Here is a 25,886-nt window from a genome sequence, read left to right on the forward strand (position 1 = left end):
TCGCTGTGGTGTGGCGGCTGCGGGCCGGTTGTGGCTGGTCGCGCAGTTCCCCGCGCCCCTTGAGGGCGTGGCTCGGAACCGTGGCCCTATGGCACCGTCGGTCCGGTCACCGACCAGCCCGGGGTCTGGGGGTGTGCCATGAGGTCCTCGTGGCGTACCTCGCCGCCGCAGGCCGTGCAGGTGACCGTCGGGACCAGTTCGTTGCCGCAGATGTGCTCGATCACCATGGGGCGGTCGTCGTCTTTCCGGAGATGGCGGTCGCCCCACGCCATGAGCGTCATCAGGACCGGCTCCAGTTCGAGACCCGCCTGCGTCGGGCGGTACTCGAAGCGCTGCGGGCGCTCGCTGTAGACCTGCTTGTCCAGGATGCCCGCGTCCACCAGGCGCCTGAGGCGGGTGGCCAGCACGTCGCGCGGGGCCCCGATGTTGCGGACCAGCTGGTCGAAGCGGCCGTTGCCGAGGCAGACCTCGCGCAGGACCAGCAGGGAGTACTTCTCGCCGACGACCGCCAGGGTGTCGGCGATGGAGCAGGGGCGCGGATCTCCTGAGGGCGGCATGTGCCCAGTCTAGGCGAGGGTTTGTTTTTCCAACTCACCGAGTTATGGTGAGTTTGGATTTCCTACTCACTGGTATTCGCCTGGTAGTCGTGGAGGCCCGCCCATGCGTGACGCAGTCGTCGTCGAAGCCGTACGCACCCCGATAGGCAAGGGCAAGCCGAACGGCGCCCTCGCCCACGTCCACCCCGTGGAGCTCCTCGCCCACACCCTGCGCACCCTCGTCGACCGCGCGGGCATCGACCCGGCCCTCGTCGACGACGTCATCGGCGGCACCGTCGACCAGGTCGGCGAGCAGGCCATGAACACCACCCGCTACGCCGTCCTCTCGGCGGGCTTCCCGGAGACGGTGCCCGCGACCACGGTCGACCGGCAGTGCGGCTCCTCCCAGCAGGCCGTGCACTTCGCGGCCCAGGGCGTGATGTCGGGGGCGTACGACATGGTCGTCGCCTGCGGGGTCGAGTCGATGAGCCGGGTGCCGATGTGGTCCAACGTGCCGCCCGGCACGGACCCCTTCGGACCTGGTGTCGCCGCGCGCTTCCCCGAGGGGCTCGTCCCGCAGGGCATCAGCGCCGAGCTGATCGCCGCGAAGTGGTCGATCGGCCGTGAGCTGATGGACGCCTTCGCGGTGTCCTCCCACCACAAGGCCGCGGCGGCCTGGGAGGGCGGCCTCTTCGACGCGGAGGTCGCGCCGCTGGACGGCCTGTCGCGGGACGAGTGCGTACGGCCCGGCAGCACGCCCGAGATCCTCGCCGGGCTCAGGCCCGCGTACCACGACCCGGGCTTCGCCGAGCGCTTCCCGCAGATCGAGTGGAACGTCACCGCGGGCAACGCGAGCCCGGTCAACGACGGCGCCTCGGCCGTTCTCATCACGTCCAGCGAGACGGCGGCCCGGCTCGGTCTGCGTCCGCTCGCCCGGCTGCACAGCTTCGCCGTGACCGGCTCGGATCCGCTGTTGATGCTCACGGGTGTCATACCGGCCACCGAGAAGGTCCTGCGCCGGGCGGGCCTTGCCCTTGACGACATCGACCTCTTCGAGGTCAACGAGGCGTTCGCCTGCGTTGTCCTCGCGTGGCAGCAGGAGACGGGTGTCGACCTGGCGAAGGTCAACGTCCATGGGGGTGCCATCGCGCTCGGGCACCCGCTCGGTGCGAGTGGTGCGCGGCTGACCACCACGCTCGTGCACGCCCTGCGGGAGCGCGGCGCTCGCTATGGGTTGCAGACGATGTGTGAGGCGGGTGGGCTGGCGAACGCGATGGTGCTCGAAGCGATGTGAGGGGCCGAGGGGGGTTCGTCGTCGGCTGCGGGTGAGTGGGGGCTGGTCGCGCAGTTCCCCGCGCCCCTGGGAGGGATGGCCCTTCGGGCCGATCCCTCCCCCCTCCCTCCCCTCCGCTTCCCTCCCGTCCGCGTCAGCGGGCTCGCAAATGGTGGCGCTTGCGCCAAGCCACCGCCGCGCCGACCAAGGCCGGGATCGCGATGCAGGCCATCGCGATCAGGAAAGCCGGGGAGGTCGGAGTGGAGGCGCGGGCGCCGGCCACCGCGTATGCGGCGGTGTTCGGGATCGAGCCGAGTGCGGTGGCGAGGAGGAAGGGGAGCCAGCCCATGCGGGAGACGGACGCGCAGTAGTTCGCCGCCCAGAACGGCACTCCGGGGAACAGCCGGGCCGCCAGCATCGAGCGGAAGCCGTGGCGGCTGAGCTGCCCGTCCGCCGACTTCAGCCAGCGGTGGCGGAGGAGGGGGCGCAGGGCGTCCTGCCCGAGTATCCGGCCCAGGCCGAAGGCGATCCCGGCGCCGAGGACCGTGCCCGCGAGCGCCGAGGCCAGGCCCAGCTGGGAACCGAAGAGGGCGCCCGCCGCGAGGTTGAGGATCGGCCGGGGCACGAAGGCGACCGTGCACAGCCCGTACGCCACCGCGAACGCCACGGCCGCCGCGGCGCCGCCCAGTTGGGGCGGCCAGCCGTCCGCCAGCAGCCGCTGCGGCTCGAACAGCAGCACCGTCACCACGGCGCCCACGAGCAGCGCCACGAGCAGCGAGAACCGCGCCCACGGCGAGAGCAGCACTCTGCCCCAGCGAGCGGCCCGCCCCAGCGGCACGGCTGGAACGATGGGGGCACCTCCCGCTCGAGCGCAGTCGAGAGTGGGGGAGGGTGTGGTGACGGCGAGCTCCGTGGTGGTGGCCCGGGGAAGGACCGTGGCGGTGCCCCCAGAGCGGGTGGTGGCATCGAGCATTCGACGACGGTAACCGACCGATGTATGTGTATGCCGTACGGAACGTCTCACGGGGGTCACAACAAGCGGAACAACGGGCTGGTGAAGCACGGCGTGCCGGTGGCTCCGAGGCAGCACCGCGCACGGTGCTGCCTGCGCCTTCCGGAACACGGACACGGCCGCCGCACCGTTCATCCCGTGCACCGTCCTGTGAAGCATCTCTCTTCGGCCTCACCTCTGATCGGCCTCACCTCTGAACTCGCCCGTACCGAAAACCATTCGACGCGGGCCGAGACGTCGACGATGATCGACCCCATGTTCCGGCACGCCTTCCTTCTCGCCGCATCCGCGACAGTCGCGGATGCCCCGAAGGCTGCCCTTCTGATCGTCGTGGCCGCCGCAGACGGCGCCCGAAGCTGACCCTTCCCGGACATTCCGGCGGACCCCGTAGGGGGAGGGTCGGCAAGACCTCGGGGTCCCCGTCCCGGCCGCGCCCGTAGTCGCGCCGGGGCCTCACTCAGTACCGCTGAAGAGACTTCGAGGTACCGCCATGTCCAAGACGGCTTACGTCCGCACGAAACCGCATCTCAACATCGGCACCATGGGCCATGTCGACCACGGCAAGACCACCCTGACCGCCGCCATCACCAAGGTCCTCGCCGAGCGCGGGGCGGGCACCTTCGTGCCGTTCGACCGCATCGACCGTGCGCCGGAGGAGGCCGCGCGCGGCATCACCATCAACATCGCGCACGTCGAGTACGAGACCGACACCCGGCACTACGCGCACGTCGACATGCCCGGCCACGCCGACTACGTCAAGAACATGGTCACCGGGGCCGCGCAGCTCGACGGGGCGATCCTCGTCGTCTCCGCGCTCGACGGGATCATGCCGCAGACCGCCGAGCACGTACTGCTCGCCCGGCAGGTGGGCGTCAATCACGTGGTCGTCGCGCTGAACAAGGCCGACGCGGGCGACGAGGAGCTGATCGACCTTGTCGAGCTGGAGGTCCGTGAGCTGCTCACCGCGCACGGCTACGGCGGCGACTCCGTACCCGTCGTACGGGTCTCCGGCCTCAAGGCGCTCGAAGGGGACCCGCGGTGGACGGCGTCGATCGACGCGCTGCTGGACGCGGTGGACACGTACGTCCCGATGCCCGAGCGGTATCTGGACGCGCCGTTCCTGCTCTCCGTGGAGAACGTCCTCACGATCACCGGTCGGGGGACCGTCGTCACGGGGGCCGTCGAGCGGGGCACGATCCACGTGGGTGACCGCGTCGAAGTGCTCGGCGCCGAGGTGGAGACCGTGGTCACCGGTCTGGAGACCTTCGGCAAGCCGATGAGCGAGGCGCAGGCCGGGGACAACGTGGCGCTGCTGCTGCGCGGGGTGCCGAGGGACTCCGTCCGGCGCGGGCACGTCGTCGCGGCGCCCGGCAGTGTCGTGCCGAGGCGGCGCTTCACCGCGCAGGTGTATGTGCTGTCGGCGCGCGAGGGCGGGCGTACGACTCCGGTGTCCACCGGGTACCGGCCGCAGTTCTACATCCGTACGGCGGATGTGGTCGGGGACGTCGACCTCGGGGAGCTCGCCGTCGCGCGGCCCGGGGACCGGGTCACGATGAGTGTGGAGCTGGGCCGGGAGGTTCCGTTGGAGCCGGGGCTCGGGTTCGCGATTCGTGAGGGCGGTCGGACCGTGGGGGCGGGGACCGTGACGGCCGTTCAGTAGGTGGGTTGCGGTGTGTGGGGGACTGCGGGCAGGTTGTGGCTGGTCGCGCAGTTCCCCGCGCTCCTTTCGGGGCGCTGTGGTGGCCCTCTGACCAGGGGCCCGCCCGGCACAATGGGGCCGTGAACGAAGCCATACCCGTCTCCCGTGCCATCGATCACGGCACCGCCAAGCTCATGCCCGACGTCGACCGGGACCGGGCCTGGCTGCTGACCGTCGACGGGGCGCCGCAGTCGTACGTCGATCTGGACGCGCCCACACATCTGGAGTTCGAGTACGCGCGGCGGCTCGGGCATGTGCTGGACACCGTGGCGGAGGCGGGGCGGGCGCTCGATGTGCTGCATCTCGGCGGGGGCGCGCTCACTCTGCCCCGGTACGTGGCCGCCACGCGGCCGGGGTCCCGGCAGGACGTCGTCGAGTACGACCGGGGGCTGCTGGAGCTGGTCGTCGAGCATCTGCCACCGCCCGGTGACGCGGGGATCGCGCTGCACGGGGCGGACGCCCGGGAATGGCTCGAAGCGGCCCCCTCGGACTCCGCCGACGTGGTCGTCGGGGATGTGTTCGGCGGCTCGCGGGTGCCGGCGCATCTGACCACCGTGACGTACGCGCGGGCCGTCGAGCGGGTGCTGCGCGCGGACGGGGTGTATCTCGCGAACCTGGCCGATGCCGCGCCGTTCGCGTTCCTGCGGTCACAACTGGCCACGCTCGCCATGGTGTTCGAGGAGCTGGTGCTGATCGCCGAGCCGGGGGTGCTGCGCGGCCGACGGTTCGGGAACGCCGTGCTGGTCGCCGCCCATCAGCCGCTCGACGTTGCCGTCCTGGCCCGGCGGACCGCCGCCGACGCCTTCCCGGCGCGGGTCGGGCACGGCCCGGCGCTGCGCGACTTCATCGGCGGCGCCGTCCCCGTGCGCGACGAGGACGCCGTACCGTCACCCGAGCCGCCCGACGGGGCCTTCGGCATCGGCTGAGCCGGGCTCGGCGTCGGGCTTGGCCAGGACCACCGGCGTGCTGTTCCGGGTCAGGTTCCGTACGTCCCGTACGCACAGGACCGCCGCCGTGGCCGCCACGCACAGCGCCGCGCAGCCCCACAGGGCCGCGGTACGCCCGAAGGCGCTCTCGGCCGGGCCCGCCAGCGCGGTGGCCAGTGGCACCATCGCCACCGAGCCGAACCAGTCGTACGCCGAGACGCGGGACAGTTTCTCCTCGGGGATCTCCTGGTGCAGCGCCGTCATCCAGGAGACACCGAACACCTCGATCGACAGGCCGCTGACGAACATCGCGAGGCACAGCACGGCGATCGGCACCGGCACGGCGAGCGCGGCGGACGGCAGGGCGAACGGGAAGACGCAGAGGACGCCCACGAGGAGGAGGCGGCGCGGTTTCCAGCGGGTCATGAGCAGCGCGCCGACGGCGTTGCCGGCCCCGTACAGGCCGAGCGCCAGGCCCCAGGGGCCCGCGCCGCCCAGGTGGTCACGGGCGACCTGGGGGCCGTACACCGCGTCGGCGGCGACGATGACCGCGTTGACGAGGGAGAACTGCACCACGATCGCCCACAGCCAGGTGCGGCCGGTGAACTCCCGCCAGCCGTCCCGGAGATCGGCGAGCATGCCGCCGCCCGGTTCGCGCTCCGGTATGTGGCTCACGTCGAGGAAGGTGCGCAGGGCGCCGGCGACCGCGAACGCGAGGGCGTCCACCGCGAGCACCCAGCCGGGGCCGATCACCGCGACCATGGCACCGCCGAGGGCCGCGCCGCTCATGGTCGCGCCCTGCGACGCGAAGCGGAACAGCGCGAAGGCGCGGCCCGCCTGCTCGGCGGTGACGGAGGAGAGCAGCATGCCCTCGGCCGCCGGGTTGAAGAACGCCTGCCCGGTGCCGCCGAGCGCGGACAGCAGCATCATCTGCCACAGCTGTGCGTCCCCCGTGAGCACGAGCACCGCGAAGGCGGCCTGGGAGAGGCAGTTGAGGGTGTTCGCCGCGACCATCACATGGTGCCGGGGCAGCCGGTCCGCGACCGCGCCGCCGATCAGCAGGAACAGCACCAGCGGCAGGGTCCGTGCCGCCGCGACCAGACCGACGTCCCCGCCGTCGCCGCCCGCCTCCAGGACCGCGAACGCGGCCGCGATCAGGGCGCCGTGGCTGCCCAGGTTGGTGACGACCGCGGCCGTCGTCAGCAGGGTGTAGTTGCGGCCGGCCCAGGCGGGGCGGCGGCGGAAGGCGGCGGGAGTCGTCACCCGCCGACTATCGCCGCCCCGACCCCTCCTGCCAAACCGTTTCCCCAGGGCATGGGGCCAGATCGGGCCAGGGGGAAACGGCTCCCGAACACGGGTGGTGGGGCCGACAGCCGCCGACCCCACACCGATCCGTCACCGCAGCGCCCCGCGGCGACCCGTCCCGACAATCCGAGCCGAGCCGTCCCGGCGCCCGATGCCGGCTCAGGCGCCCCGGCGCACGGTGTCGGCTCAGCCGCCCGTCGGGTCGCCGTACAGGCGTACCGTGCTGAGGATCTTCTGCACCGTCGCGTCCGGGACCTCTTCCTTCACGTCCTTGGCGCCGTGGAAGGTCCAGGAGACGAAGTCACCGGCCGAGTTCTTGAAGGCGAACGTGGTCGCCTTGCCGTCCGTGTCGCACTTGCCCTTCCCGGCGGCGCCGGTCGAGTACGTCGTCGCGACACTGCCCTCGACGCCCGACGTCGTCGTGTACGCCTCGGACTTGCCGACGGTCATCTTCTTCTTGGAGGCGTCCTTCTGGTCGGTGTAACCGCCGAAGACCCACCACGCCGAGTCGTTGCGGGCGATGTCCTCGGTGCCCTTGGCGCCCTGCTGGCCCTTGGTGCCCACGGCGGCGAGGGAGCTCGACTCCTCGTTGCCGTCCTTGTCGTCGTCGGACAGGCACCACTTCTCCTTGAGGATGGCGGGTGCCGACATGCCGATGAGGACCGACCCGTCGCCCTTCTCGTCGTCCTCGAAGCCGATGAAGGTGTCGGGCGACTGGACGTCCCACTCGGCGGGCACGTCGAAGGCCGTACCCCACTTGGGGTTGACGACGACCTTCCAGCCGTCGATGGTCGGCTTCGCTCCGGCGTCCTCGCCGCGGGGGTTGTCCGCGGTGCTCTCGGACACGGTCGGCGACGGCGAGACCGAGGGTGCGGACTGGGTCTCCGACTTGCCCTTGTCCCCGTCACCACCGAGGACCAGGAAACCCGTCACACCGGCGGCCACGACGACGGCCGTGGCCGTGATGATCGCGATCAGTGTCGTCCGGTTGCCGCCGCCTCCGCCCGGCGGCACCGGCGGGCCCACGGGGGCCTGCCCGCCCCACTGCGGTTGCTGCCCGTACTGGGCCTGCTGACCCGTCGACTGATATCCGGGCTGCTGGTAGGGATTGGGTTGCTGGTACCCCGGCTGTTGGTATCCCGACTGTCCCGGCTGTCCCGACTGGTCGTACCCCGGCTGCTGGTACGGGTTCGGCTGCTGCGGTTGGTGCTCGCCCCCGGGCGGCTGCTGCTGTCCTGGCCACATGGCTCGTAACCATAAGGGCGCCGGGGGGCGGGCTGCCACGGGAGTCCACGAAGGGGCTTTGCACTTGGGACGAACGGCTCCAAAACACCCGCGACCGACGACCTTTGACGCGGTGTCCCGGGACTCAGGACGTGGTCGGATCCTCGTAGAGGCGTACGGTCCCCAGGATCTTCCTCACCGTCGCGTCCGGAACCTCCTCGGACACCCCCGTCGGCCCGACGAACGACCAGGCCACGAAGTCGCCCTCGGCGTTCTTGAACGCGAACGTGGTCGCCTTGCCGTCCGTCAGGCACTTCCCCGTCTTCTCCACTCCGGCCGACCGGGCGGTCCCCAGGCTGCCGGTGATCCCGGAGTTCGTCGTGTACGACTCGATCTTCGCCGACTCGACCAGCGACTCGTCGGGCTGCGTGTAGGCGCCGTAGACCCAGGTCCTGGAGTCCGCGCGGGCGATCTCCTCGGTGCTTCTGGCATTCCGGTCGCCCCTGGTGCCGGCGGCGGCCAGCCACCAGTGGTCCAGGTGCCCGTTCTGGTCGTCGTCGGCGCTGCACCACTCCTCCTTGAGGAAGGCGGGAGCCCGCATGCCGATGAGGACGTTCTCCTCGGCGTCGTCGTCCTCGGCGACGTACGAGACCCAACCGGGCTCCTTGAGCGCCCACTCGGCCGGGACGTCGAAGGCGACACCGATGTCCGGGTTCACCACGGGCTTCCAGCCCGCGATCGTCGCCTCCGTGCCGTCCCCGGACCGGGGGTTGGTCGCACTCGCCCGGGGAGAAGCCGACGCGGTCGGTGTGGCCTCCGACCCGTCATCGCCTCCGCCCCGCAGCAGGAAGCCGGTCACCCCGGCCGCGACCACCACGGCCGTCGCCGCGACGACCGCCACCAGCGTCGTACGCCTACGGCCTCCGCCGCCGGGCTGTGGCACGGGGCCGCCGGTGCCGGGCGTCGGCGCGCTCCAGGGCGCCTGGTGCTGGTGCGGCGCGCTGGACTGCTGGTAGGGGTTCGGCTGCTGCTGGTGGGGCGTTGGGGGCTGCTGGTAGGGGTTCGGCTGCTGCTGGTGGGGCGTTGGGGGCTGCTGGTAGGGATTCCGCTGCTGCTCTCCTGGCCACATGGGCGGAAACGATACGACGATCAGCTGCCGCCCCTGGTCAGAGCTGGCTACTCGTGGGTAACATCCTGGTCATGAGCGCAGACCAGATGTCGATCGGCGAGATGCTCGCCGCCACGGTGCCGATGGCCAGGACCCTGAACCTGGAGTTCCTGGAGACCACGCCGGAGAAGGCCGTGGTGGCACTGCCGGACCAGGGCGAGTTCCACAACCACGTCGGCGGGCCGCACGCCGGAGCGATGTTCACGCTGGGCGAGTCGGCGAGCGGGGCGATCGTGCTCGCCGCGTTCGGGGACCAGCTGTCCCGTGCCGTGCCGCTCGCGGTCAGCGCGGAGATCGCGTACAAGAAGCTCGCGATGGGCCCCGTCACGGCCACCGCCACGCTCGGCCGCCCCGCCGCCGAGGTCGTCGCCGAACTCGACGCCGGACAGCGACCCGAGTTCCCCGTCGCCATCGCCATCCAGCGTGCCGACGGGGCCGTGACCGGCGAGATGACCGTCGTCTGGACCTTGCGACCCAACGCCTGAGCCCGAGCGCGCCAATGCCTGACCCCGGGCGCGCCTCGGCCTGGCCCGGGGCGGGCCTCGTCTGCCCCGGTGTGGGGGGTGCCTAGAAGCTCGGGGGGTTCGGTGGAGTGGCGGGTGCGGGATGCGTTGTGGTTGATCGCGCAGTTCCCCGCGCCCCTTCAGGGCGCGGATGTTGAACTTCCCTGGTAGCCCCGGCCGACCCGAGGTGTTCCTCGGCATGCCCCTGAGCGCCCCCGCCCTCGTCGCCCTCCTGTTCCCCAACAGGGCGGCGAGGGCTTCCTGTTCGCTCCATTGACACGAGTCACTCTCGGCTCTAGTTTCCCCGCCGACACGCGCACACGTGGTTCTCCACGACGGCCTGCACGAAGGAGTGACGGCTCATGTCAGAAACCGTGTCCCGGCGTTGCGGCGCCATCCGAGCAAGGCGCCTGGGCTTGGCGGTGATCGCTCTCGCCGCCGCCCTGCTGGCCCCCGCCCCCGCACAGGCCGCCGGACCTCAGGCGACCCTCGTCCGGACCGACGCCGGCTGGGTCCGCGGCGAAACCACCGTCGAGGGACGGCAGTTCCTCGGCATCCCCTACGCCCAGCCGCCCGTCGGAGACCTCCGCTGGACCGAACCCCGGCCCGTCCGGCCCTGGCAAGGGGTGCGGGAGGCAGGTGAGTTCGGCGACAGATGTGTGCAGACGGCCAGTTGGGATCCCGGTTACGAGCAGCCGAGCCATACCGAGGACTGCCTGGACCTCAATGTCTACGTCCCGCAGAGCACGGCGCGTCGGCCGGTCATGGTCTGGCTGCACGGCGGCGGGCTCACCGCGGGCGCCGGTGAGGACGTCGTCCCGGACGCCTTCGCCCGCCGTACCGGCACCGTCGTCGTGACCGTCAACTACCGCCTGGGCGCGATGGGTTTCCTCGCCACGCCCGACCTCGACGCCGAGACGAGCGACGGCGTCTCCGGCAACTTCGGGATGCTCGACCAGCAGGCCGCTCTGCGCTGGATACGGGCCAACATCGGCCGCTTCGGCGGCGATCCGGGCCGCGTCACCATCGCGGGCGAGTCCGCCGGCGGCCGCTCGGTGTGCACCCAGATGGCCTCGCCGACCGCGAAGGGCCTCTTCCACGCCGGGATCGTGCAGAGCGGCGCCTACGGTGACTGTGCGGCCCGTACCCATGAGACGGCGGTGGCGCAGGGCAGGACCTTCCTGGCCAGGCTCGACTGCGCGAACGTGGCATGCCTGCGCGGCAAGCCGGCCGAGGAGATCCTCGCCGCCCAGGCCGGACTGAACTGGGGCCCGGTCGTCGGCGGCGACTTCCTGCCCGTACAGCCGTCGGAGGCGTACGCCGAGGGGGCGGCGGCCGGGGTGCCCGTCCTCAACGGCGCCAACCAGGACGAGGGGCGCCTGTTCGCCTTCGCCCGCTTCGACGGGGCCGGCGCCCCGCTCACGGCCGAGCGGTACCCGGACGTCATGCGGACCGAGTACGGCGATCGCGTCCTCGACCGCTACCCGCTGTCCGCGTACGCCTCACCGACCCTCGCCTACGCCACCGCCCAGGGCGACCAGCGCTTCGCCTGCCCCGCCCTGCGCCTGAACCGGACTCTCGCCGGGCGTGGACCCGTGTACGCGTACGAGTTCGCCGACCGCACCTCCCCGCCCTTCGCCTCGCTCCGCGACCTGGACACCGACTTCGACTTCGGCGCGACCCACGTCAATGAGGTGCAGTACCTCTTCCGGCACTTCGGCCTGGAGACCCCGCTGAACGCCGAGCAGCGCGCGCTGTCCCGCCAGATGACCGACTACTGGGGTTCCTTCATCCGCGACGGGGTGCCACGGGCCGGGGGCGGGCCCGCGATACCGGCCGGAGGAGACAAGATCCTCACCTTCCGGACCGCCGCACAGGGAGGCAACGGACTGAGTACGACCGTGCACGGTGAGCATCAGTGTGGTCTCTGGGACAACCTGTAGGACTCCGCCGACGTCCGACTGAGCGGGTAGGCTGCCCCGGCGTGCGCTCCGTCGAGAGCGCACGCCGGGGGCCCTTGATCCGCTACATGGGAGGAACCGGCTTTGCACGTCCAGGAGTGGCTCGAAACAGTGCCCCCGCTCGCCATCTACCTGTTGGTGGGGCTGGTCATCGGCCTGGAGAGCCTGGGTATCCCGCTGCCGGGCGAGATCATCCTGGTCTCCTCCGCGCTGCTCGCCTCCCAGCACGGTGAGATCGACCCGTTCGTCCTCGGCGCCTGCGCCACCGCCGGCGCGATCATCGGCGACTCCATCGGCTACGCCATCGGCCGCAAGGGCGGACGCCCTCTGCTGGCCAAGCTCAACCGAAGGTTCCCCAAACACTTCAGCGAGAGCAACATCGCCGTCGCCGAGCGCTCCTTCGACCGGTGGGGCATGTGGGCCGTCTTCTTCGGCCGCTTCATCGCCCTCCTCCGCATCTTCGCCGGCCCCCTCGCCGGCGTCCTCCAGATGCCCTACTGGCGCTTCCTCGTCGCCAACGTCCTCGGCGGCATCCTCTGGGCCGGCGGCACCACCGCCGTCATCTACTACGTCGGCGTGGTCGCCGAGGCCTGGCTCAAGCGCTTCTCCTGGCTGGGCCTGGTCCTGGCGGTCCTGATCGGCGTCGCCTCGATGCTGGTGATCAAGCGCAAGGCGAAGAGGGCGGCGGAGAAGGCGGATGAGGGAGAGGGCGAGCTGGTAACCGCTGGGGAGTGACCGCGCCCCAAAGGGGCGCGGGGCTGTATCGATGTGCGGCTCCGCCGCGTGGGCGCGATCAGCCACGTACCACCCGCAGACCGCTATGCGCCGTACTCCTCCTGCGCTTCCCGGTGCGCCTTCGCCAACTCCGCGTAATGAGTCCCGTTCAGCGTCACCAACTCACGCTCCTCATCCGTGAGCGGCCGCTTCACCTTCGCCGGCACCCCCGCGACCAGCGACCCCGGCGGCACCCGCATCCCCTGCGGCACCAACGCCTGCGCGGCCACGAGAGACCCCGCCCCGATCACCGCGCCGTTCAACACGGTCGCGCCCATCCCGATCAGACAGTCGTCCTCGACCGTCGCCCCGTGCACCACGGCGTTGTGCCCGATGGAGACCCGCTCGCCGATCGAGACGGGGAAGCCTGGGTCGACGTGCAGCGTGCAGTTGTCCTGGACATTGGCGTCCGCGCCGATGACGATCGGCTCGAACTCGGCCCGCAGCACCGCCCCGTACCAGACGCTCGCCCCCGGTCGCAGCGTCACGTCCCCGATCACCACCGACGTGGGGGAGACGAAGGCGGCCTCCTCCACGTCCGGCTTCTTGCCGTCGAATGTCGTGATCAGGGCCCGCTGCCGGTTCATCGCCGCCTCCAGGTGATGGACAAGGATCAGTGTTCACCCGCACCGTAAGCCATGGGGAAGGCGTCGCGTGGGGTGAAGATCACAGCCCTGCGGCGTCATCCGGGTGCCGCCCGGTGAGTACGGTGAGCGGGTGCCGAAGAGCAAGAACACGTTCTCGTCCTGGCAGCGCCGCCTCACGCAGCGTGCCGTCCACGCGGGCTGGGCGTGGCTGCAGCGCACGGGATCCGTGACGGCCGAGCGACCCGGCCGCTTCCGCTTCGGGGCGATGGGAACGGGTACCAGACTGGCCTTCCCGCTCGGCACGGTCTTCGGTGAGCCGTGGATCCATCTGGGTGCCCACTGCATCATCGGTGAACAGGTCACGCTGACCGCGGGGCTGATGCCCGACCTCGATCTCGGCGCCGAACCGATCCTGCGCATCGGTGACGGGGTCGTCCTCGGGCGGGGGAGCCATGTCATCGCCGATACGACCGTCACGATCGGCAGCGACTGTTACTTCGGGCCGTATGTGTATGTGACGTCCACGAACCACTCGTACGACGATCCGCACGAGCCGATCGGCAAGCAGTGGCCGCGGATGGACCCGGTGTCGATCGGGCCCGGGTGCTGGATCGGTACGGGGGCGGTGATCCTGCCGGGGGCGCGGGTCGGGCGGAATGTGGTGGTGGCCGCGGGCGCGGTGGTGCGGGGGGTGGTTCCGGATCACTCGGTGGTGGCCGGGGCGCCTGCGAAGGTTGTGCGGCGGTGGGATCCGGTGGGCGGGTGGCAGCCGCCTCTTCGTACGCCCCCGCCTGTGCCGATTCCCTCCGGGGTTACGCCGGAGCAGTTGTTGGCCTTGGCTGAGCTGGACTCGGAGGGGATGGGGGAGTTGGGCGCCTGAGAGCTCGGGGGCTGTGGTGCTGTGGCGGCTGCGGGTTGTCTGTGGCTGATCGCGCAGTTCCCCGCGCCCCTTGCGGGCGCGGCCTTGGGCGCCCGGAGTTGAGAGAGGTTCCCTCAGCCCGTCGCCAGCAGGACCGTGCCCACCAGTGCCAGGCCCGCCCCGGCCGTCTGGACGGCGCGTAGGCGTTCGCCGAGCATCGCGCGGGCGGCGAGGGCGGTGACGACCGGGTAGAGGGAGGCGAGGACGGCGGCGACGGTCACCGGGCCTTGCTGGGCGGCGAGCGCGTACGTGCCGTTGGCCGCCACGTCCGCGAGGCCGACGAAGGCGAACGCCGGGAGCGAGCGGTACGGGAAGCCGTCCGAGGGCAGGGCGGGGGCGCCGCGCTTCACGCTGATGTACAGGGCGGTGCCGCCTGCGGCCACGTTCGTGACGCGCTGGACGAACAGGGCGAGGAAGAGGCCCGTGAGCGTCGTGGACGCCTCGGCGATCAAGGCCATCACCGCGCCGAAGCCGAAGGCCGCGAGCAGGGTGAGCAGGAGGGCCTGACGCTGGACGGGAGCCCCCTTGAACTGCGGGCCGCCCGCGAGCACGACGCCGGCGACGGCCACCAGGATGCCGACGAACTGCAGCAGCCCGGGGCGCTCGCCGAGCACGAGCCCGACGCCGACCGGGACCGCGACGCCGAGGGAGCCGAGCGGGGAGACGACGCCCATCGGGCCCAGGGCGAGCGCCTTGTAGAAGGCGAGCATCGCGACCGGGCCGACCAGTCCGGCGGCCACGGCGAACCAGAGCTGCGGGCCCGCCTCGCTCCACGCGCCGGTCGCGGCGACCAGGGCGCCCAGCACCACCACCGCGATCGACTGGGAGACGACGACCACCGTGAGCGCCGGGACCCGCCGCGTCAGCAGGCCGCCGCCGAAGTCGGCCAGGCCCCACAACAGGCTGGTGGCCAGGGCGAAGAGTGCGGTCATCGGTCGGCCTCGCAGTACAGTTCGCTGAACGAAGGGTGCACCACACCGTAGTTCATTGCATTGAACTCTGCCATTCAGAATATTGGACGGAATGTGTCGGACCTCGACCTGCTGACCCAGTCCCTGGCGCGCAATGTCAAGCGCTGGCGCACCGAGCGCGGCTTCACCCTGGACGCCCTCGCCGCCCGCGCCGGAGTCAGCCGCGGCATGCTCATCCAGATCGAGCAGGCCCGCACCAACCCCAGCCTCGGCACCGTCGTCAAGATCGGCGACGCCCTCGGCGTCAGCATCACCACGCTGCTCGACTACGAGCAGGGCCCCAAGGTCCGGGTCGTGCCGGCCGAGCAGGTGGTCCGGCTGTGGCACACCGAGGCGGGCAGCTACAGCAGGCTCCTCGCCGGCGCGGAGGCGCCCGGCCCGCTGGAGATGTGGGAGTGGCGGCTGATGCCGGGGGAGAGCAGCCGGTCGGATCCGCACCCCGTCGGCACGGTCGAGATCGCCCATGTCACCGCGGGCGAGCTGGCGCTCACCGTCGAGGGCGCGGAGTACCGCGTCCCGGCCGGTGCGAGCGTCACCTTCGAGGCCAACGCGGCGCACGAGTACGCCAATCAGGGGGACGTTCCGACGGAGATGGTGCTGACGGTGTCGGTGCCGCCCGTGCAGCACTGAGACGTCAACGCGGCTGTCTGCGGGCTTTGTTAGCGTGCGGCCCATGCGCGCACCCATCGGAGACTTCGACCACGCGACCCCTGCCCCCGACTGCCTCGACGACCTCGTCGGCCCGGTCGCCGACGCCGTCCGCGACTGGCGCGGCAGCGTGTCCGCCGACCAGATCCTGTACGTCGAGACGGATCCGCAGTGGGCCGACACCGCGGTGTTCGTCCAGCACTACGGGCGGGAACTGCTCGAACAGTCCGCGAACTGTGTGGTCGTCGCGGGCAAGCGGGGCGGCGAGTCGAGCCTCGCCGCGTGTGTCGTGCTGTCCGCCACCCGCGTCGACGTGAACGGCGTGGTCCGCCGCCGACTCGGCGCGCGCAAGGCCTCGTTCGCGTCGATGGACACCGCCATCGGGGAGACCGGGATGGAGTACGGCGGCATCACGCCCGTGGGGCTGCCTGAGGCGTGGCCGGTCCTCGTGGACTCGGCCGTCGTCGACCTGCCGTACGTCCTGGTGGGCAGCGGCCGGCGGCGCGGCAAGCTGCTGGTGCCGGGCAAGGCGTTCGCGGAGCTGCCGAACGCGGTGGTGGTGGAGGGGCTGGGGGTCGCCTGACCGGCGGGGCCTCGGTGCCGGAACGCCGGCGCCGGGCCCCGGGCACATGGTCCGGAACCCGGCGAGGTGCGGCGGAGAGCCGGCTCAGGCGGCGGCGGTACCGGCCTGGGCGGTGAGCTGCTCCAGGACCTGGGTGAGACCGGCGACGACCTCGGTGTCGTCGGCCGGGTGGGTCTCGGCGAAGCGGACGACGGAGCCGGGGATGGAGAGCTTGGCGTCCTCCAGGACCGTGGCACCGGCGATGCCGGCGGCCTTGCGGGTCTCGTCCTGTGCCCACACGCCGCCGAACTGGCCGAACGCGGTGCCGACGACGGCGACCGGCTTGGCGGTGAGCGCGCCGGCGCCGTACGGGCGGGACAGCCAGTCGATGGCGTTCTTCAGGACGGCCGGGATGGTGCCGTTGTACTCGGGGGAGAAGAGCAGGAAGCCGTCGGCGCGGCCGGCGGCCTCGCGCAGCCGCGCGGCGGTGGCCGGGAGGGCGGCTTCGGTGTCGATGTCCTCGTTGTAGAACGGGACCTCGGCCAGACCCTCGTACAGCTCGATCTCGACGCCCTCGGGGGCGTGCTTCACGGCGGCCTCGGCGAGCTGGCGGTTGTGTGAACCGGCGCGAAGGCTGCCGACGAGCGCGAGGATGCGTACGGACATGAGCTGACTCCTAGCAAGGACGAGCGCGGGGAAAAAGCTAAGCGGACCGGGGTCCGTTGAAATTTGTAGCACCTATCCGGACCGGGGTCCACTTGTCTGTGGTGAGCGTTACGCTCATTTCATGAAAGAGTCGCTGCCGCCCTTCCCCGCGCCTCAGGAACCCGACCCCCTCGACGGACTGCTGAGTCTCGCCCCGACCACCGCCGAGCAGCCCCGACTTCGCGCGGACGCGGCCCGCAACCGCACCCGGCTGCTGGAGGTCGCCGCCCGGCTCGCGGCGGAGTGCGGGGCCGCCAACCTGACCATGGAGGCCGTGGCGACCGCCGCCGAGGTGGGCAAGGGCACCGTCTTCCGGCGGTTCGGCGACCGGTTCGGGCTCATGGTCGCGCTCCTCGACCACCATGAGCGGGAGCTCCAGGCCGCGTTCCTGGCCGGGCCGCCACCCCTCGGCCCCGACGCGCCGCCCGTCGAGCGGCTCCGGGCCTTCGGCGCGGCCGTCATCCGCCACGAGTACGCCCACCGGGACCTCTACCTCGCCGCCAGTGCGGACGTCTCCCGCCACCACACCAACCCGGCCGCCCAGCTCCGCCTGGGTCACCTCTGCATGCTGCTCCGCCGTGCCGGGGTGACGGGCGACATCGAGCTGCTGGCGCAGACCCTGCTGGGCTATCTGGACATCAACCTCGTCGACCATCTGGTCGAGCGGCGGGAGATGTCCCTCGATCGGCTGGAGCTGGGGTGGATGGACCTGGTGGAGCGGCTGGTCGTGGCGGTGTAGAACCGGAGACGGCCAACCGGGACAACCAAAGCGACCGCTTGGTAACTTGGGGTCAGGTGTCGGGGAGCGGCCTCGCGCGCCGCGTGAGGGGGAGGGCCACATGACCGACGAGAACGGCTGGACCGACGAGGACGGCGGCAACGGCGAGCACGGCGGAAACGGCGGCAACGGCGAGCACGGCGGAAACGGCGGCAACGGCGAGCACGGGGGGAATGGGCGGCCGGATACGACAGGTACCTGCTTCTTCTCCTCCGTGGACGACGTCTCCGCTCGGCTCGCCGATGCGGGCTACCTGGCCTCCACGGCCGTCGCCACCACCGTCTTCCTGGCCGACCGGCTCGGCAAACCCCTGCTGGTGGAGGGCCCGGCGGGCGTCGGCAAGACCGAGCTGGCCAAGGCCGTCGCCCGGGTCGGTGGCGCACGTCTGGTCCGGCTCCAGTGCTACGAGGGCATCGACGAGTCCCGCGCCCTGTACGAGTGGAACCACGCCAAGCAGTTGCTGCGCATCACCGCCGGGCGCGACGAGGTCTGGGACGAGACCCGCACCGACATCTTCAGCGACGAGTTCCTGCTCACCCGGCCCCTGCTGACCGCCATCCGGGGCGACGAGCCGACCGTGCTCCTCATCGACGAGACCGACAAGGCGGACGTCGAGGTGGAGGGGCTTCTGCTGGAGGTGCTGAGCGACTTCCAGGTCACGGTCCCGGAGTTGGGCACGATCACCGCGACCCGACGCCCCTTCACCGTCCTCACCTCGAACGCCACCCGGGAACTCTCCGAGGCGCTCCGCCGCCGCTGTCTCTTCCTCCATCTCGACTTCCCCGACGCCGAGTTGGAGCAGCGGATCGTACGGCTCCGGGTCCCGGGCCTGGACGGCGCACTCGCCGACTCCCTGGTCCGCGTGGTCGGCGCGCTGCGCGAGATGGAGCTCCGCAAGGCCCCCTCCGTGGCCGAGACCATCGACTGGGCACGCACCCTGCTGGCCCTCGGCGCCGACACCCTGGACGAGACCGTCGTACGGGACAGCCTGGGCGTGATCCTCAAGCACCAGGACGACATCGAGAAGGCCGCGCGGAAGCTGACGCTGGCATGACCGCCGGGGCCCCTGACGTGAGTACGCCGCCGGGCTCGCCGTTGGCCGAGCGGCTGACCGCGTTCGTACGGGCGTTGCGCGGCCATGGGATACGGATCGGGCCGGGCGAGACCGTGGACGCGGCGGCCGTGCTGGAGGTGCTGGGCCTCGCCGACCGGGAGCGGATCAGGGAAGGGCTGGCGGCGGCGCTGCTCCGCGCCGACCGCCAGCGTGCCGTGTTCGACGCGGCCTTCGAGCTGTACTTCCCGCTCGGCGTGGGGGAGTTGACGGGAGCGCGGGGTGCGCCGGCCGGGGACCGGGACGAGTTGCGCGACCGGCTCGCCGAGGCGCTGGCCGCGAATGACGCGGCCGCGCTCACCCGACTCGCCGGTGAGGCCGTGGACCTGCTCGGCCGCTACGGCTCCCCGGGCTCGGACGGCTGGTCCGCCCATCAGACACTGGACCGCCTCCGGCCACAGACGCTGCTGGCGCGGATCCTGGCGGCTTCGCGGGGGGCGGGTGGGGAGGCCGGCTTCTCCGGTGCGGGGGCTGGCGGTGGGTCCGGTGGCGGGTCCGGTGGTGGGTTCCGGATGGGTTTCGGTGGCGGTTTCTCATTCGGGTCGGGAGCGGGAAGCGGAGCGGGGGCGGGCTCGGGATCCAGTCCTGGCTCGGGTCCTGGTTCCGGTCCTGGCTTCGGCCCCGGCGCCGGCCCCGGTTTCGGTTCGGGTGGGTTCACCGACCGGCTGGACGCCGATGAGATCCGGCGCCGTATCGAGGACTTCCGGAACCGGGTGCGCACCGAGGCACGGCGGAGGGTCGCCGAACGGCGGGGAGCGGAGGTGATCGCCGAGCGGGGTATCGCGCCGAGCGCCGACCAGGTCGACTTCCTCATCGCGAGCCGCGAGCAACTCGTCGAACTTCGCCGTACGGTCCAGCCGTTGGCCCGCAAGCTCGCGACCCGGCTGGCCGCCCGGCGGCGCAGGGCCGCGCGCGGGCAGATCGACATCCGGCGTACGCTGCGGCGTTCGCTGTCCACCGGGGGTGTGCCCCTGCGCCCGGCCTATCGGCGGCACCGGCCCGCGCGTCCGGAGATCGTGCTGCTGTGCGATGTGTCCGGGTCGGTCGCCGGGTTCGCGAACTTCACGATGCTCCTGGTGCAGGCGATGCGGGACCAGTTCAGCAAGGTGCGGGTCTACGCCTTCGTCAACCGCGTCGACGAGGTCACCCACCTCGTCACGACCGGGGAGGCCGACCCCGCCGAACTCGGCCGCAGGATCGCCACCGAGGCCACGATCTCCGGGTGGCACGGCAGCAGCGACTACGGGGCAGCGCTGGGGGAGTTCGCCGAACGCCACCTCGACGCGGTGGGCCCCCGTACGTCGGTGATCGTCCTCGGTGACGCCCGCACCAACGGCTTCGACCCCAACGCGGCGGCCCTGCGGCGGGTCGCGGCCCGCGCCCGCCGCGTCCACTGGCTGAACCCGGAGGCGCCCGAGCAGTGGTCGACGGGCGACTCCGCCGCCCAGGTCTACGCCGAGATCGTCGACATGCACGTCTGCCGGAACGCGCGGCGGCTGGGGGAGCTGGTGACGCGGTTGCTGCCGGTGTGAGCTGTGGGGTGCGGGCTGGGTGCCGCAGCCTCTCCGATGGGGGCTGAGGTCACTCCCGGCCGGTGTCGATGACACAAAAACGGTTGCCCTCGGTGTCGGCGAGGACGACGAAGTCGGCGTCCTCCGGGTACAGGTCCCAGTCGACGCGGCGCGCTCCCAGGGCCAGCAGTCGTTCGACCTCCGCCGCCTGGTCCTCGGTGTTCCCCGCGTAGAGGTCCAGGTGCACCCTCGGGTACTCCTGCACCGGGGTCTCGCTGAGGCCGAGCGAGATCTGGGCGCCGGTTCCCGCCGGATGCACCAGCACGACCCAGTCGTCCTCCGGTTCCTCGCGCGGGACGTACCCGAGGGCGGCCGTCCAGAACGCGGCGGCCCGCCGTACGTCGGACGCGCCCATCACCACGGATCCGATGCTCAGCATGGTCCGATTCTCGCTCCTGCGGATCGGCCGCCGTGCGGCGATGCTGGAAACAGACCTCGACCTCAGGAGGTGCGCCCCATGTCCCGCACCGTCACCGTGGGCATCGACGGTTCGCGCGAGAGCCTGGCCGCCGCCGAGTGGGCGGCCCGGGAGGCACGGCTCCGCGGACTGCCGCTACGGCTGGTGAACGTCTGGGAGCCGGTCCCCGAAGTGATGGGGCGGGCGCCGGTGCTGGACACCGGAACGAGACAGGAGGGGCAGCACCGAGAGGACGAAGAGCACGAAGAGCACGAAGAGCATGGACATGGCCGGATCGCGCCCGGTGAAACGGGCGCCGGGAAGGTCCTCAGCGAGGCGGCCGACGGAGTCCGGGCGCGCCACCCCGGCGTCGACGTGGCCGTCGAGCAGCTGACGGGCCGGGCGACGGAGGAGCTGGTAAGGACGGCGGAAGAGGCCGAGCTGCTCGTCCTGGGCTCCCGGGGGCTGAGCGGGATCGCCGGCTTTCTGCTCGGTTCCGTCGGGCTGCACGTCGTCGCGCACACCGGGCGGCCGGTCGTCCTCGTCCGGCCCGGGGAGCAGGCCGGGGACGAGAACGCGCCGGATCCGGTCGGCGTTCCGTCCGCCGCGACGCCGTTCCGGCCCGTCGTACTGGGCCTGGACACCGGGCACCCGGACCCCACGCTCATCCGGTTCGCGTTCGAGGCCGCCGCGCTGCGGGAGACCGCCTTGCGGATCCTGCACGACTGGAGCCCGCCGCCCCATTCCGGCCTCCGGGCGCGGCCCGGTCCGGACGCCGATCCCGACGCCGACCTGCGGCGCATGGACGCCGCCGCGCTGACCGACGTGCTGCGGCCCTGGCGGCAGGAGTATCCGACCGTCGAGGTGGTGGAGGAGTCCCGCCGGGGCAAGGCGGCGGACCACCTGCTGGAGGCGTCCCGGGACGCCTCCCTGGTCGTCGTCGGGCGCCGGGTCCGGCATGCGCCGCTGGGGGCGCACATCGGTCCGGTCGCGCATGCGGTGCTGCATCACGCGGGTACGCCCGTCGCGGTCGTCGCGCACGACTGAGGTTCCGGGGGAATGTCGATGCGGTGCCGCTCAGCTCAGCCGTGGGATCTCGATCGCCGGGCAACGGTCCATGACCATGTCCAGCCCGGCCGCGCGGGTCCGGTGGTAGGCCTCCTCGTCGATCACGCCCAGCTGGAACCAGACCCCCTTGGCGCCGATGCGGGCGGCCTCGTCGGCCACGGGGCCCGCGAGGTCGCTGTTGACGAAGACGTCCACGACGTCCACGGGGAAGGGGATGTCCGAGAGGGAGGCGTAGCCCTGCTCGCCGTGCACCGTCTCGGCCTTGGGGTGCACCGGGACCACGCGCTTGCCGTAGCGCTGGAGGACCTCCGCGACGCCGTACGCCGCGCGGCTGCGGTTGGTGGACAGGCCCACGACGGCCCAGGTGTCGCCGAGTTCCGACAGGATCTTGCGGATCGTGGCGGGGTCGCCGTACATGTGCGGTCTCCTCTGTCCGTGTAAGCGCACCCGGTGACGGGGGCTGCCAGCAGCGGCAACAGCGACGGACGTTCCCCGATTCCCGATTCCCGATTCCCGGGTCTCGCGGTCAGGGGCGCGGGCGGTCGCATACGCAGGCGGTCGTTGAGGGAGGGCGGTCGCGGCGGTAGGCCCGCGGGCGGCTGACGCGGCGCCGGGTCCGTGGGTGGTGACCACGGCCGGGGCCGTGGGTCGTGACGACGGCCGGCTCCCTGGGCGGTGAGGACAGCCGGGTCCGTGGGCCGTCGGGACGGATCGCTGTCCGGAATGCCGCCCTCCGCACTGCGCTCGGCCGTCGCCGCGCCTACGCTCACCCCGTGCTGCGTATCACCGACGCCCGGACCGGCGAGCCCGCCGAGATCCGCAGGGCGCTCACCCGGGTCCACGCCCAGGTGCCGAGGGACGACACCTCGGCCCTGCGCGTCCTGCTGGTCGCCGACGTGCTCGCCCGCGCCCTGGAACTGGGCGGGAGCCCCGTCCTCCTGGTCGCCGACCCGCCGGCCGCACTGCGCGAACGAGCCGACGGACTCGGTGTCCGGGCGACCGAGGCCGCCGCCACGGGAAGCGGGCGCCTGGTGCTGCATGTCGTGGGTTCGGGAGAGCCGGTGGGCGACGGGACCGGCGACCGTGCCGGCCTTCGCGCGGGCACTGGCGACGATGTCAACCTCCGCGCGGGCACTGGCGACGATGTCAGCCTCCGCGCGGGTACCGGCGACGGCGTCGAGGCCGACGTCAGGGTCGAGGTCGCTCCGGTGACCGGACCCGAGGAGCCGGCCGCGTCCGGCACAGCTCTGCGGCTCGCCCTGCTCGCCCACCCCCGCCGGGCCCCCGTCACCCTCCACGCCACCGCCCTGGCCGAGGCCGCCGACGCGCTCGACCACTGGCGCAAGGCGGTGGCGGCCTGGGCGACGCGGCCGTCTAGGCCGGTTCCCGAGCCCGTACGGCAGGCTCTGCGCGCCGCATGGGAGGACGACCTCGACGTGCCGGCGGTCCTCGACGTCCTGCGGGACGTGGAGGGGGCGCGGGACATGCCGGACGGCGCGCGGTTCGAGACGTACGCCTACGCGGACCGGCTCCTCGGCCTGGAGCTCACCCGTGAGATCGGAGCATCGGCATGATCACGCGCCCCGGCGCGGGCCCCCTGCGCAGACTCGTCGTCCTACGGCACGCCAAGTCCGCCTGGCCGGTGGGCGTACCCGACCACGAGCGGCCCCTGGCGCCGCGTGGCCGCCGCGACGCCCCCGCCGCCGGGCGGGCCCTCGCCGAGGCGGACTGCCTGCCCGACCTGGCCCTGTGCTCCACGGCCGTACGGGCCCGCCAGACCTGGGAGCTGGCCTCCGCCCAATGGGGGACACCGCCTCCCGTACGGTACGACCGGCGGGTGTACGCGGCCGACGTGCCGGAGCTGCTCGACGTGGTGCGCGCGGCCCCCGACCGGGTGGGGACGCTGCTGCTGGTCGGCCACAATCCAGGCCTGGAGGAGCTGGTGCTCGACCTGGCCGGGGATGCCCTCGACGACGCGCTGGACGCCGTACGGACCAAGTTCCCCACCTCGGCGCTCGCGTTCCTCTCCTGGCGTGGCGAGACCTGGGCCTCGCTCGCCCCGGGCACGGCACTGCTGACGGACATGATCGTGGCCAGGGGGAAGAAGGAGGCCTGACCCGGCGCCCGACGACGCCCGGCGCGGACCGGTGACGGCCTGCGCATAGGGTGGCCGGATGCAGGACGAGTACCGCACCGTCGCCCGCGCCGGCGTGCACGAGACCGAGGTCAACCGCTCCCGGTTCCTGTGCGCCCTCGCCCCGGCCGCCACCGAGCGGGAGGCCCAGGAGTTCGTCGCGGCCGTCCGCAAGGAGCACGCCGACGCCACGCACAACTGCTACGCGTACGTCATCGGGGCCGACGCGGCCATTCAGAAGGCGAGCGACGACGGGGAACCGGGCGGCACGGCCGGCGTCCCCATGCTGCAGATGCTGCTGCGGCGGGACATGCGGTACGTCGTCGCCGTCGTCACCCGGTACTACGGCGGGGTCAAGCTGGGCGCGGGCGGCCTCATCAGGGCGTACGGCGGTGCCGTGGGCGAGGCGTTGGACACGCTCGGCGGCATCACGCGCCGGCGCTTCCGGCTGGCCACGGTGACCGTCGACCACCAGCGCGCGGGCAAGGTGCAGAACGACCTGCGGGCCACCGGGCGTGAGGTCCGTGACGTGCGCTACGCGGAGGCCGTCACCATCGAGATCGGCCTGCCCGACGCCGACGTGGACGCCTTCCGCGCCTGGCTCGCCGACGCCACCGCGGGCACGGCCGGGTTCGAACTCGGGGGAGAGGCGTACGGGGACGCGTGAGCGGGGATCGCGCCGCGTCGGAGGGGCACGCGCGTGTGGAGTGCGGTGGTGGGCGGTGTGCGCGGGCCGGTTCGCCGGTAGCCGCCCGTGATGTCCGACCCGCCTGTTAGGTTCGGGGATCATGAGGCTTCTGCACACTTCCGACTGGCATCTCGGTCGGGCGTTCCACCGGGTGAACATGCTCGGTGCGCAGGCCGAGTTCATCCGTCATCTCGTCACGACCGTGCGGGAGCGCGGGGTGGACGCGGTGGTCGTCTCGGGGGACGTGTACGACCGGGCGGTGCCGCCGCTCGCCGCGGTCGAGCTCTTCGACGACGCCCTGCACCGCCTGGCGGACCTGGGCGTGCCCACGGTCATGATCTCGGGCAACCACGACTCGGCACGGCGGCTGGGCGTCGGCGCGGGCCTCATCGGCCGGGCGGGCGTCCATCTGCGGACGTCCGCCGCGGCGGCCGGGACTCCGGTGGTCCTGCCGGACGCCCACGGCGATGTCGCCTTCTACGGGCTGCCGTATCTCGAACCCGCCCTGGTGAAGGACGAGTTCGGCGTGGAGAAGGCGGGCCACGAGGCGGTGCTCGCCGCCGCCATGGACCGGGTTCGGGCGGACCTGGCCACGCGCGCGGAGGGCACCCGATCCGTCGTACTCGCCCATGCCTTCGTCACCGGCGGCGCGCCCAGCGACAGCGAGCGGGACATCTCCGTCGGCGGGGTCTCCTCCGTGCCCGCCGGAGTCTTCGACGGCGTCGACTACGTGGCCCTGGGCCATCTGCACGGCAGTCAGACCCTCACCGAGCGCGTCCGCTACTCCGGCTCCCCGCTGCCGTACTCCTTCTCGGAGTCCGATCACCGCAAGAGCATGTGGCTGGTGGACCTCGGCGGCGACGGCTCGGTCGACGCCGAGCGGATCGACTGTCCCGTGCCGCGCCCGCTCGCCCGGATACGGGGGCGGCTGGACGACCTGCTCGCCGACCCGGAGCTGACGCGGCACGAGGAGGCGTGGGTCGAGGCCACCCTCACCGACCCGGTACGGCCCGCGGAGCCCATGGCCCGGCTGTGCGAACGCTTCCCGCACACGCTCAGCCTCGTCTTCGACCCCGAGCGCGCCCCCGGCGAGCCGGACGTCTCCTACGCCGGGCGCGTCGCCGGCCGTGACGACCAGGAGATCGCCGAGGACTTCGTGGCCCATGTCCGCGGCACAGGCCCCGACGAACACGAACGGACCGTGCTCAGGGACGCGTTCGACGCCGTACGGGCCGACGAGACGGTCCGGGAGGTCGCCCGATGAGCGGCCCGCACCGGCTGGACAGGGGAGGTCGCCTGATGAGCGGCCCGCACCGGCTGGACAGGGGAGGTCGCCCGATGAGCGGCCCGCACCGGCTGGACAGGG

At 72.2% G+C, this 25,886-nt stretch carries 28 protein-coding genes; 18 read left to right on the forward strand and 10 right to left on the reverse strand.

Annotated elements, in window-relative coordinates:
- Positions 1-86 precede the first annotated feature (86 nt).
- A complete protein-coding gene (locus JIX56_RS39130; RefSeq protein ID WP_257547910.1) occupies positions 87-557 on the reverse strand; it encodes a winged helix-turn-helix transcriptional regulator in 471 nt (156 codons plus the stop codon).
- A 103-nt stretch (positions 558-660) separates the two neighbouring features.
- On the opposite strand from JIX56_RS39130, the gene JIX56_RS39135 reads away from it, so the two are divergent.
- Positions 661-1,830, forward strand: a complete 1,170-nt coding sequence (locus JIX56_RS39135; RefSeq protein WP_257547911.1) for a thiolase family protein — start codon at positions 661-663, stop codon at positions 1,828-1,830.
- Between the two features lie 133 nt (positions 1,831-1,963).
- On the opposite strand, the gene JIX56_RS39140 is transcribed toward JIX56_RS39135, so the two are convergent.
- A complete protein-coding gene (locus JIX56_RS39140; RefSeq protein WP_257547913.1) occupies positions 1,964-2,782 on the reverse strand; it encodes a TVP38/TMEM64 family protein in 819 nt (272 codons plus the stop codon).
- An 81-nt stretch (positions 2,783-2,863) separates the two neighbouring features.
- Between JIX56_RS39140 and JIX56_RS39145 the strand changes: the two genes are divergently transcribed.
- From JIX56_RS39145 to JIX56_RS39155, 3 genes are all read left to right on the forward strand, one after another.
- Positions 2,864-3,181: a hypothetical protein gene (locus tag JIX56_RS39145; RefSeq protein ID WP_257551572.1), complete on the forward strand. Its 318-nt coding sequence runs from the start codon at positions 2,864-2,866 to the stop codon at positions 3,179-3,181.
- 130 nt (positions 3,182-3,311) lie between these two features.
- Positions 3,312-4,481: an elongation factor Tu gene (tuf, locus tag JIX56_RS39150; protein WP_257547915.1), complete on the forward strand. Its 1,170-nt coding sequence runs from the start codon at positions 3,312-3,314 to the stop codon at positions 4,479-4,481.
- A gap of 119 nt (positions 4,482-4,600) precedes the next feature.
- Positions 4,601-5,446, forward strand: coding sequence for a spermidine synthase (locus JIX56_RS39155; protein ID WP_257547926.1), 846 nt, complete (start codon positions 4,601-4,603; stop codon positions 5,444-5,446).
- On the opposite strand, the gene JIX56_RS39160 is transcribed toward JIX56_RS39155, so the two are convergent.
- The 3 genes from JIX56_RS39160 to JIX56_RS39170 form a co-directional block, all read right to left on the reverse strand.
- Positions 5,408-6,709: an MFS transporter gene (locus JIX56_RS39160; RefSeq protein ID WP_257547928.1), complete on the reverse strand. Its 1,302-nt coding sequence runs from the start codon at positions 6,707-6,709 to the stop codon at positions 5,408-5,410. The two genes, JIX56_RS39155 and JIX56_RS39160, sit on opposite strands and share 39 nt — an antisense overlap.
- Before the next feature lie 228 nt (positions 6,710-6,937).
- A complete protein-coding gene (locus JIX56_RS39165; protein ID WP_257547930.1) occupies positions 6,938-7,996 on the reverse strand; it encodes a hypothetical protein in 1,059 nt (352 codons plus the stop codon).
- Positions 7,997-8,120: 124 nt separating this feature from the next.
- Positions 8,121-9,104: a hypothetical protein gene (locus JIX56_RS39170; protein ID WP_257547932.1), complete on the reverse strand. Its 984-nt coding sequence runs from the start codon at positions 9,102-9,104 to the stop codon at positions 8,121-8,123.
- Positions 9,105-9,190: 86 nt separating this feature from the next.
- Here JIX56_RS39170 and JIX56_RS39175 point away from each other — a divergent pair, with 86 nt between their 5' ends.
- The 3 genes from JIX56_RS39175 to JIX56_RS39185 all read left to right on the forward strand — a co-directional run bounded on the left by JIX56_RS39175 (position 9,191) and on the right by JIX56_RS39185 (position 12,342).
- A complete protein-coding gene (locus JIX56_RS39175; RefSeq protein ID WP_257551362.1) occupies positions 9,191-9,628 on the forward strand; it encodes a DUF4442 domain-containing protein in 438 nt (145 codons plus the stop codon).
- A 380-nt stretch (positions 9,629-10,008) separates the two neighbouring features.
- A complete protein-coding gene (locus JIX56_RS39180) occupies positions 10,009-11,589 on the forward strand; it encodes a carboxylesterase/lipase family protein (RefSeq protein ID WP_257547934.1) in 1,581 nt (526 codons plus the stop codon).
- 102 nt (positions 11,590-11,691) lie between these two features.
- Positions 11,692-12,342 (forward strand): DedA family protein, encoded by a 651-nt coding sequence (locus JIX56_RS39185; protein WP_257547936.1) that lies wholly within the window; start codon positions 11,692-11,694, stop codon positions 12,340-12,342.
- An 83-nt stretch (positions 12,343-12,425) separates the two neighbouring features.
- On the opposite strand, the gene JIX56_RS39190 is transcribed toward JIX56_RS39185, so the two are convergent.
- Positions 12,426-12,968 (reverse strand): gamma carbonic anhydrase family protein, encoded by a 543-nt coding sequence (locus tag JIX56_RS39190; protein WP_257547945.1) that lies wholly within the window; start codon positions 12,966-12,968, stop codon positions 12,426-12,428.
- A 130-nt stretch (positions 12,969-13,098) separates the two neighbouring features.
- Between JIX56_RS39190 and JIX56_RS39195 the strand changes: the two genes are divergently transcribed.
- Positions 13,099-13,848: an acyltransferase gene (locus tag JIX56_RS39195; RefSeq protein WP_257547947.1), complete on the forward strand. Its 750-nt coding sequence runs from the start codon at positions 13,099-13,101 to the stop codon at positions 13,846-13,848.
- A 113-nt stretch (positions 13,849-13,961) separates the two neighbouring features.
- Here JIX56_RS39195 and JIX56_RS39200 read toward each other — a convergent pair whose 3' ends face one another.
- Positions 13,962-14,819 (reverse strand): DMT family transporter, encoded by an 858-nt coding sequence (locus JIX56_RS39200; protein ID WP_257547949.1) that lies wholly within the window; start codon positions 14,817-14,819, stop codon positions 13,962-13,964.
- 93 nt (positions 14,820-14,912) lie between these two features.
- Here JIX56_RS39200 and JIX56_RS39205 point away from each other — a divergent pair, with 93 nt between their 5' ends.
- Positions 14,913-15,488, forward strand: coding sequence for a helix-turn-helix domain-containing protein (locus tag JIX56_RS39205; RefSeq protein WP_257547951.1), 576 nt, complete (start codon positions 14,913-14,915; stop codon positions 15,486-15,488).
- A gap of 43 nt (positions 15,489-15,531) precedes the next feature.
- Entirely contained in the window at positions 15,532-16,089 is a 558-nt protein-coding gene (locus JIX56_RS39210) for a YbaK/EbsC family protein (RefSeq protein ID WP_257547953.1), read from the forward strand.
- Positions 16,090-16,173: 84 nt separating this feature from the next.
- On the opposite strand, the gene JIX56_RS39215 is transcribed toward JIX56_RS39210, so the two are convergent.
- A complete protein-coding gene (locus JIX56_RS39215) occupies positions 16,174-16,734 on the reverse strand; it encodes an NAD(P)H-dependent oxidoreductase (protein WP_257547955.1) in 561 nt (186 codons plus the stop codon).
- A gap of 121 nt (positions 16,735-16,855) precedes the next feature.
- Between JIX56_RS39215 and JIX56_RS39220 the strand changes: the two genes are divergently transcribed.
- The 3 genes from JIX56_RS39220 to JIX56_RS39230 all read left to right on the forward strand — a co-directional run bounded on the left by JIX56_RS39220 (position 16,856) and on the right by JIX56_RS39230 (position 20,194).
- Positions 16,856-17,512 (forward strand): TetR/AcrR family transcriptional regulator, encoded by a 657-nt coding sequence (locus JIX56_RS39220; RefSeq protein WP_257547957.1) that lies wholly within the window; start codon positions 16,856-16,858, stop codon positions 17,510-17,512.
- 100 nt (positions 17,513-17,612) lie between these two features.
- Positions 17,613-18,605, forward strand: coding sequence for an AAA family ATPase (locus JIX56_RS39225; protein ID WP_257547959.1), 993 nt, complete (start codon positions 17,613-17,615; stop codon positions 18,603-18,605).
- Positions 18,602-20,194, forward strand: a complete 1,593-nt coding sequence (locus JIX56_RS39230) for a VWA domain-containing protein (protein ID WP_257547969.1) — start codon at positions 18,602-18,604, stop codon at positions 20,192-20,194. The genes JIX56_RS39225 and JIX56_RS39230 overlap by 4 nt, the downstream gene beginning before the upstream one ends.
- Before the next feature lie 49 nt (positions 20,195-20,243).
- Here the strand turns inward: JIX56_RS39230 and JIX56_RS39235 are convergent, their stop codons facing one another.
- Entirely contained in the window at positions 20,244-20,612 is a 369-nt protein-coding gene (locus tag JIX56_RS39235) for a VOC family protein (protein ID WP_257547971.1), read from the reverse strand.
- A 78-nt stretch (positions 20,613-20,690) separates the two neighbouring features.
- On the opposite strand from JIX56_RS39235, the gene JIX56_RS39240 reads away from it, so the two are divergent.
- Positions 20,691-21,677, forward strand: coding sequence for a universal stress protein (locus JIX56_RS39240; protein WP_257547973.1), 987 nt, complete (start codon positions 20,691-20,693; stop codon positions 21,675-21,677).
- A 30-nt stretch (positions 21,678-21,707) separates the two neighbouring features.
- On the opposite strand, the gene JIX56_RS39245 is transcribed toward JIX56_RS39240, so the two are convergent.
- Positions 21,708-22,115: a CoA-binding protein gene (locus JIX56_RS39245; protein WP_257547975.1), complete on the reverse strand. Its 408-nt coding sequence runs from the start codon at positions 22,113-22,115 to the stop codon at positions 21,708-21,710.
- A 356-nt stretch (positions 22,116-22,471) separates the two neighbouring features.
- Here JIX56_RS39245 and JIX56_RS39250 point away from each other — a divergent pair, with 356 nt between their 5' ends.
- The 4 genes from JIX56_RS39250 (at position 22,472) to JIX56_RS39265 (ending at position 25,784) form a co-directional block, all read left to right on the forward strand.
- On the forward strand, positions 22,472-23,272 hold the full coding sequence (locus tag JIX56_RS39250; protein WP_257547977.1) for a hypothetical protein: 801 nt from the start codon (positions 22,472-22,474) through the stop codon (positions 23,270-23,272).
- Positions 23,269-23,814 carry a SixA phosphatase family protein gene (locus JIX56_RS39255; RefSeq protein ID WP_257547979.1) on the forward strand — a complete coding sequence of 182 codons (546 nt, stop codon included), beginning with the start codon at positions 23,269-23,271 and terminating at the stop codon, positions 23,812-23,814. The genes JIX56_RS39250 and JIX56_RS39255 overlap by 4 nt, the downstream gene beginning before the upstream one ends.
- Before the next feature lie 58 nt (positions 23,815-23,872).
- Entirely contained in the window at positions 23,873-24,499 is a 627-nt protein-coding gene (locus tag JIX56_RS39260; RefSeq protein WP_257547981.1) for a YigZ family protein, read from the forward strand.
- A 121-nt stretch (positions 24,500-24,620) separates the two neighbouring features.
- Complete coding sequence (locus tag JIX56_RS39265) at positions 24,621-25,784, forward strand: exonuclease SbcCD subunit D (protein WP_257547983.1); 1,164 nt, start codon at positions 24,621-24,623, stop codon at positions 25,782-25,784.
- The last annotated feature ends 102 nt before the right edge of the window (positions 25,785-25,886 follow it).

It is taken from the genome of Streptomyces sp. CA-210063 (genome assembly GCF_024612015.1).
Taxonomy (GTDB): Bacteria; Actinomycetota; Actinomycetes; order Streptomycetales; family Streptomycetaceae; genus Streptomyces.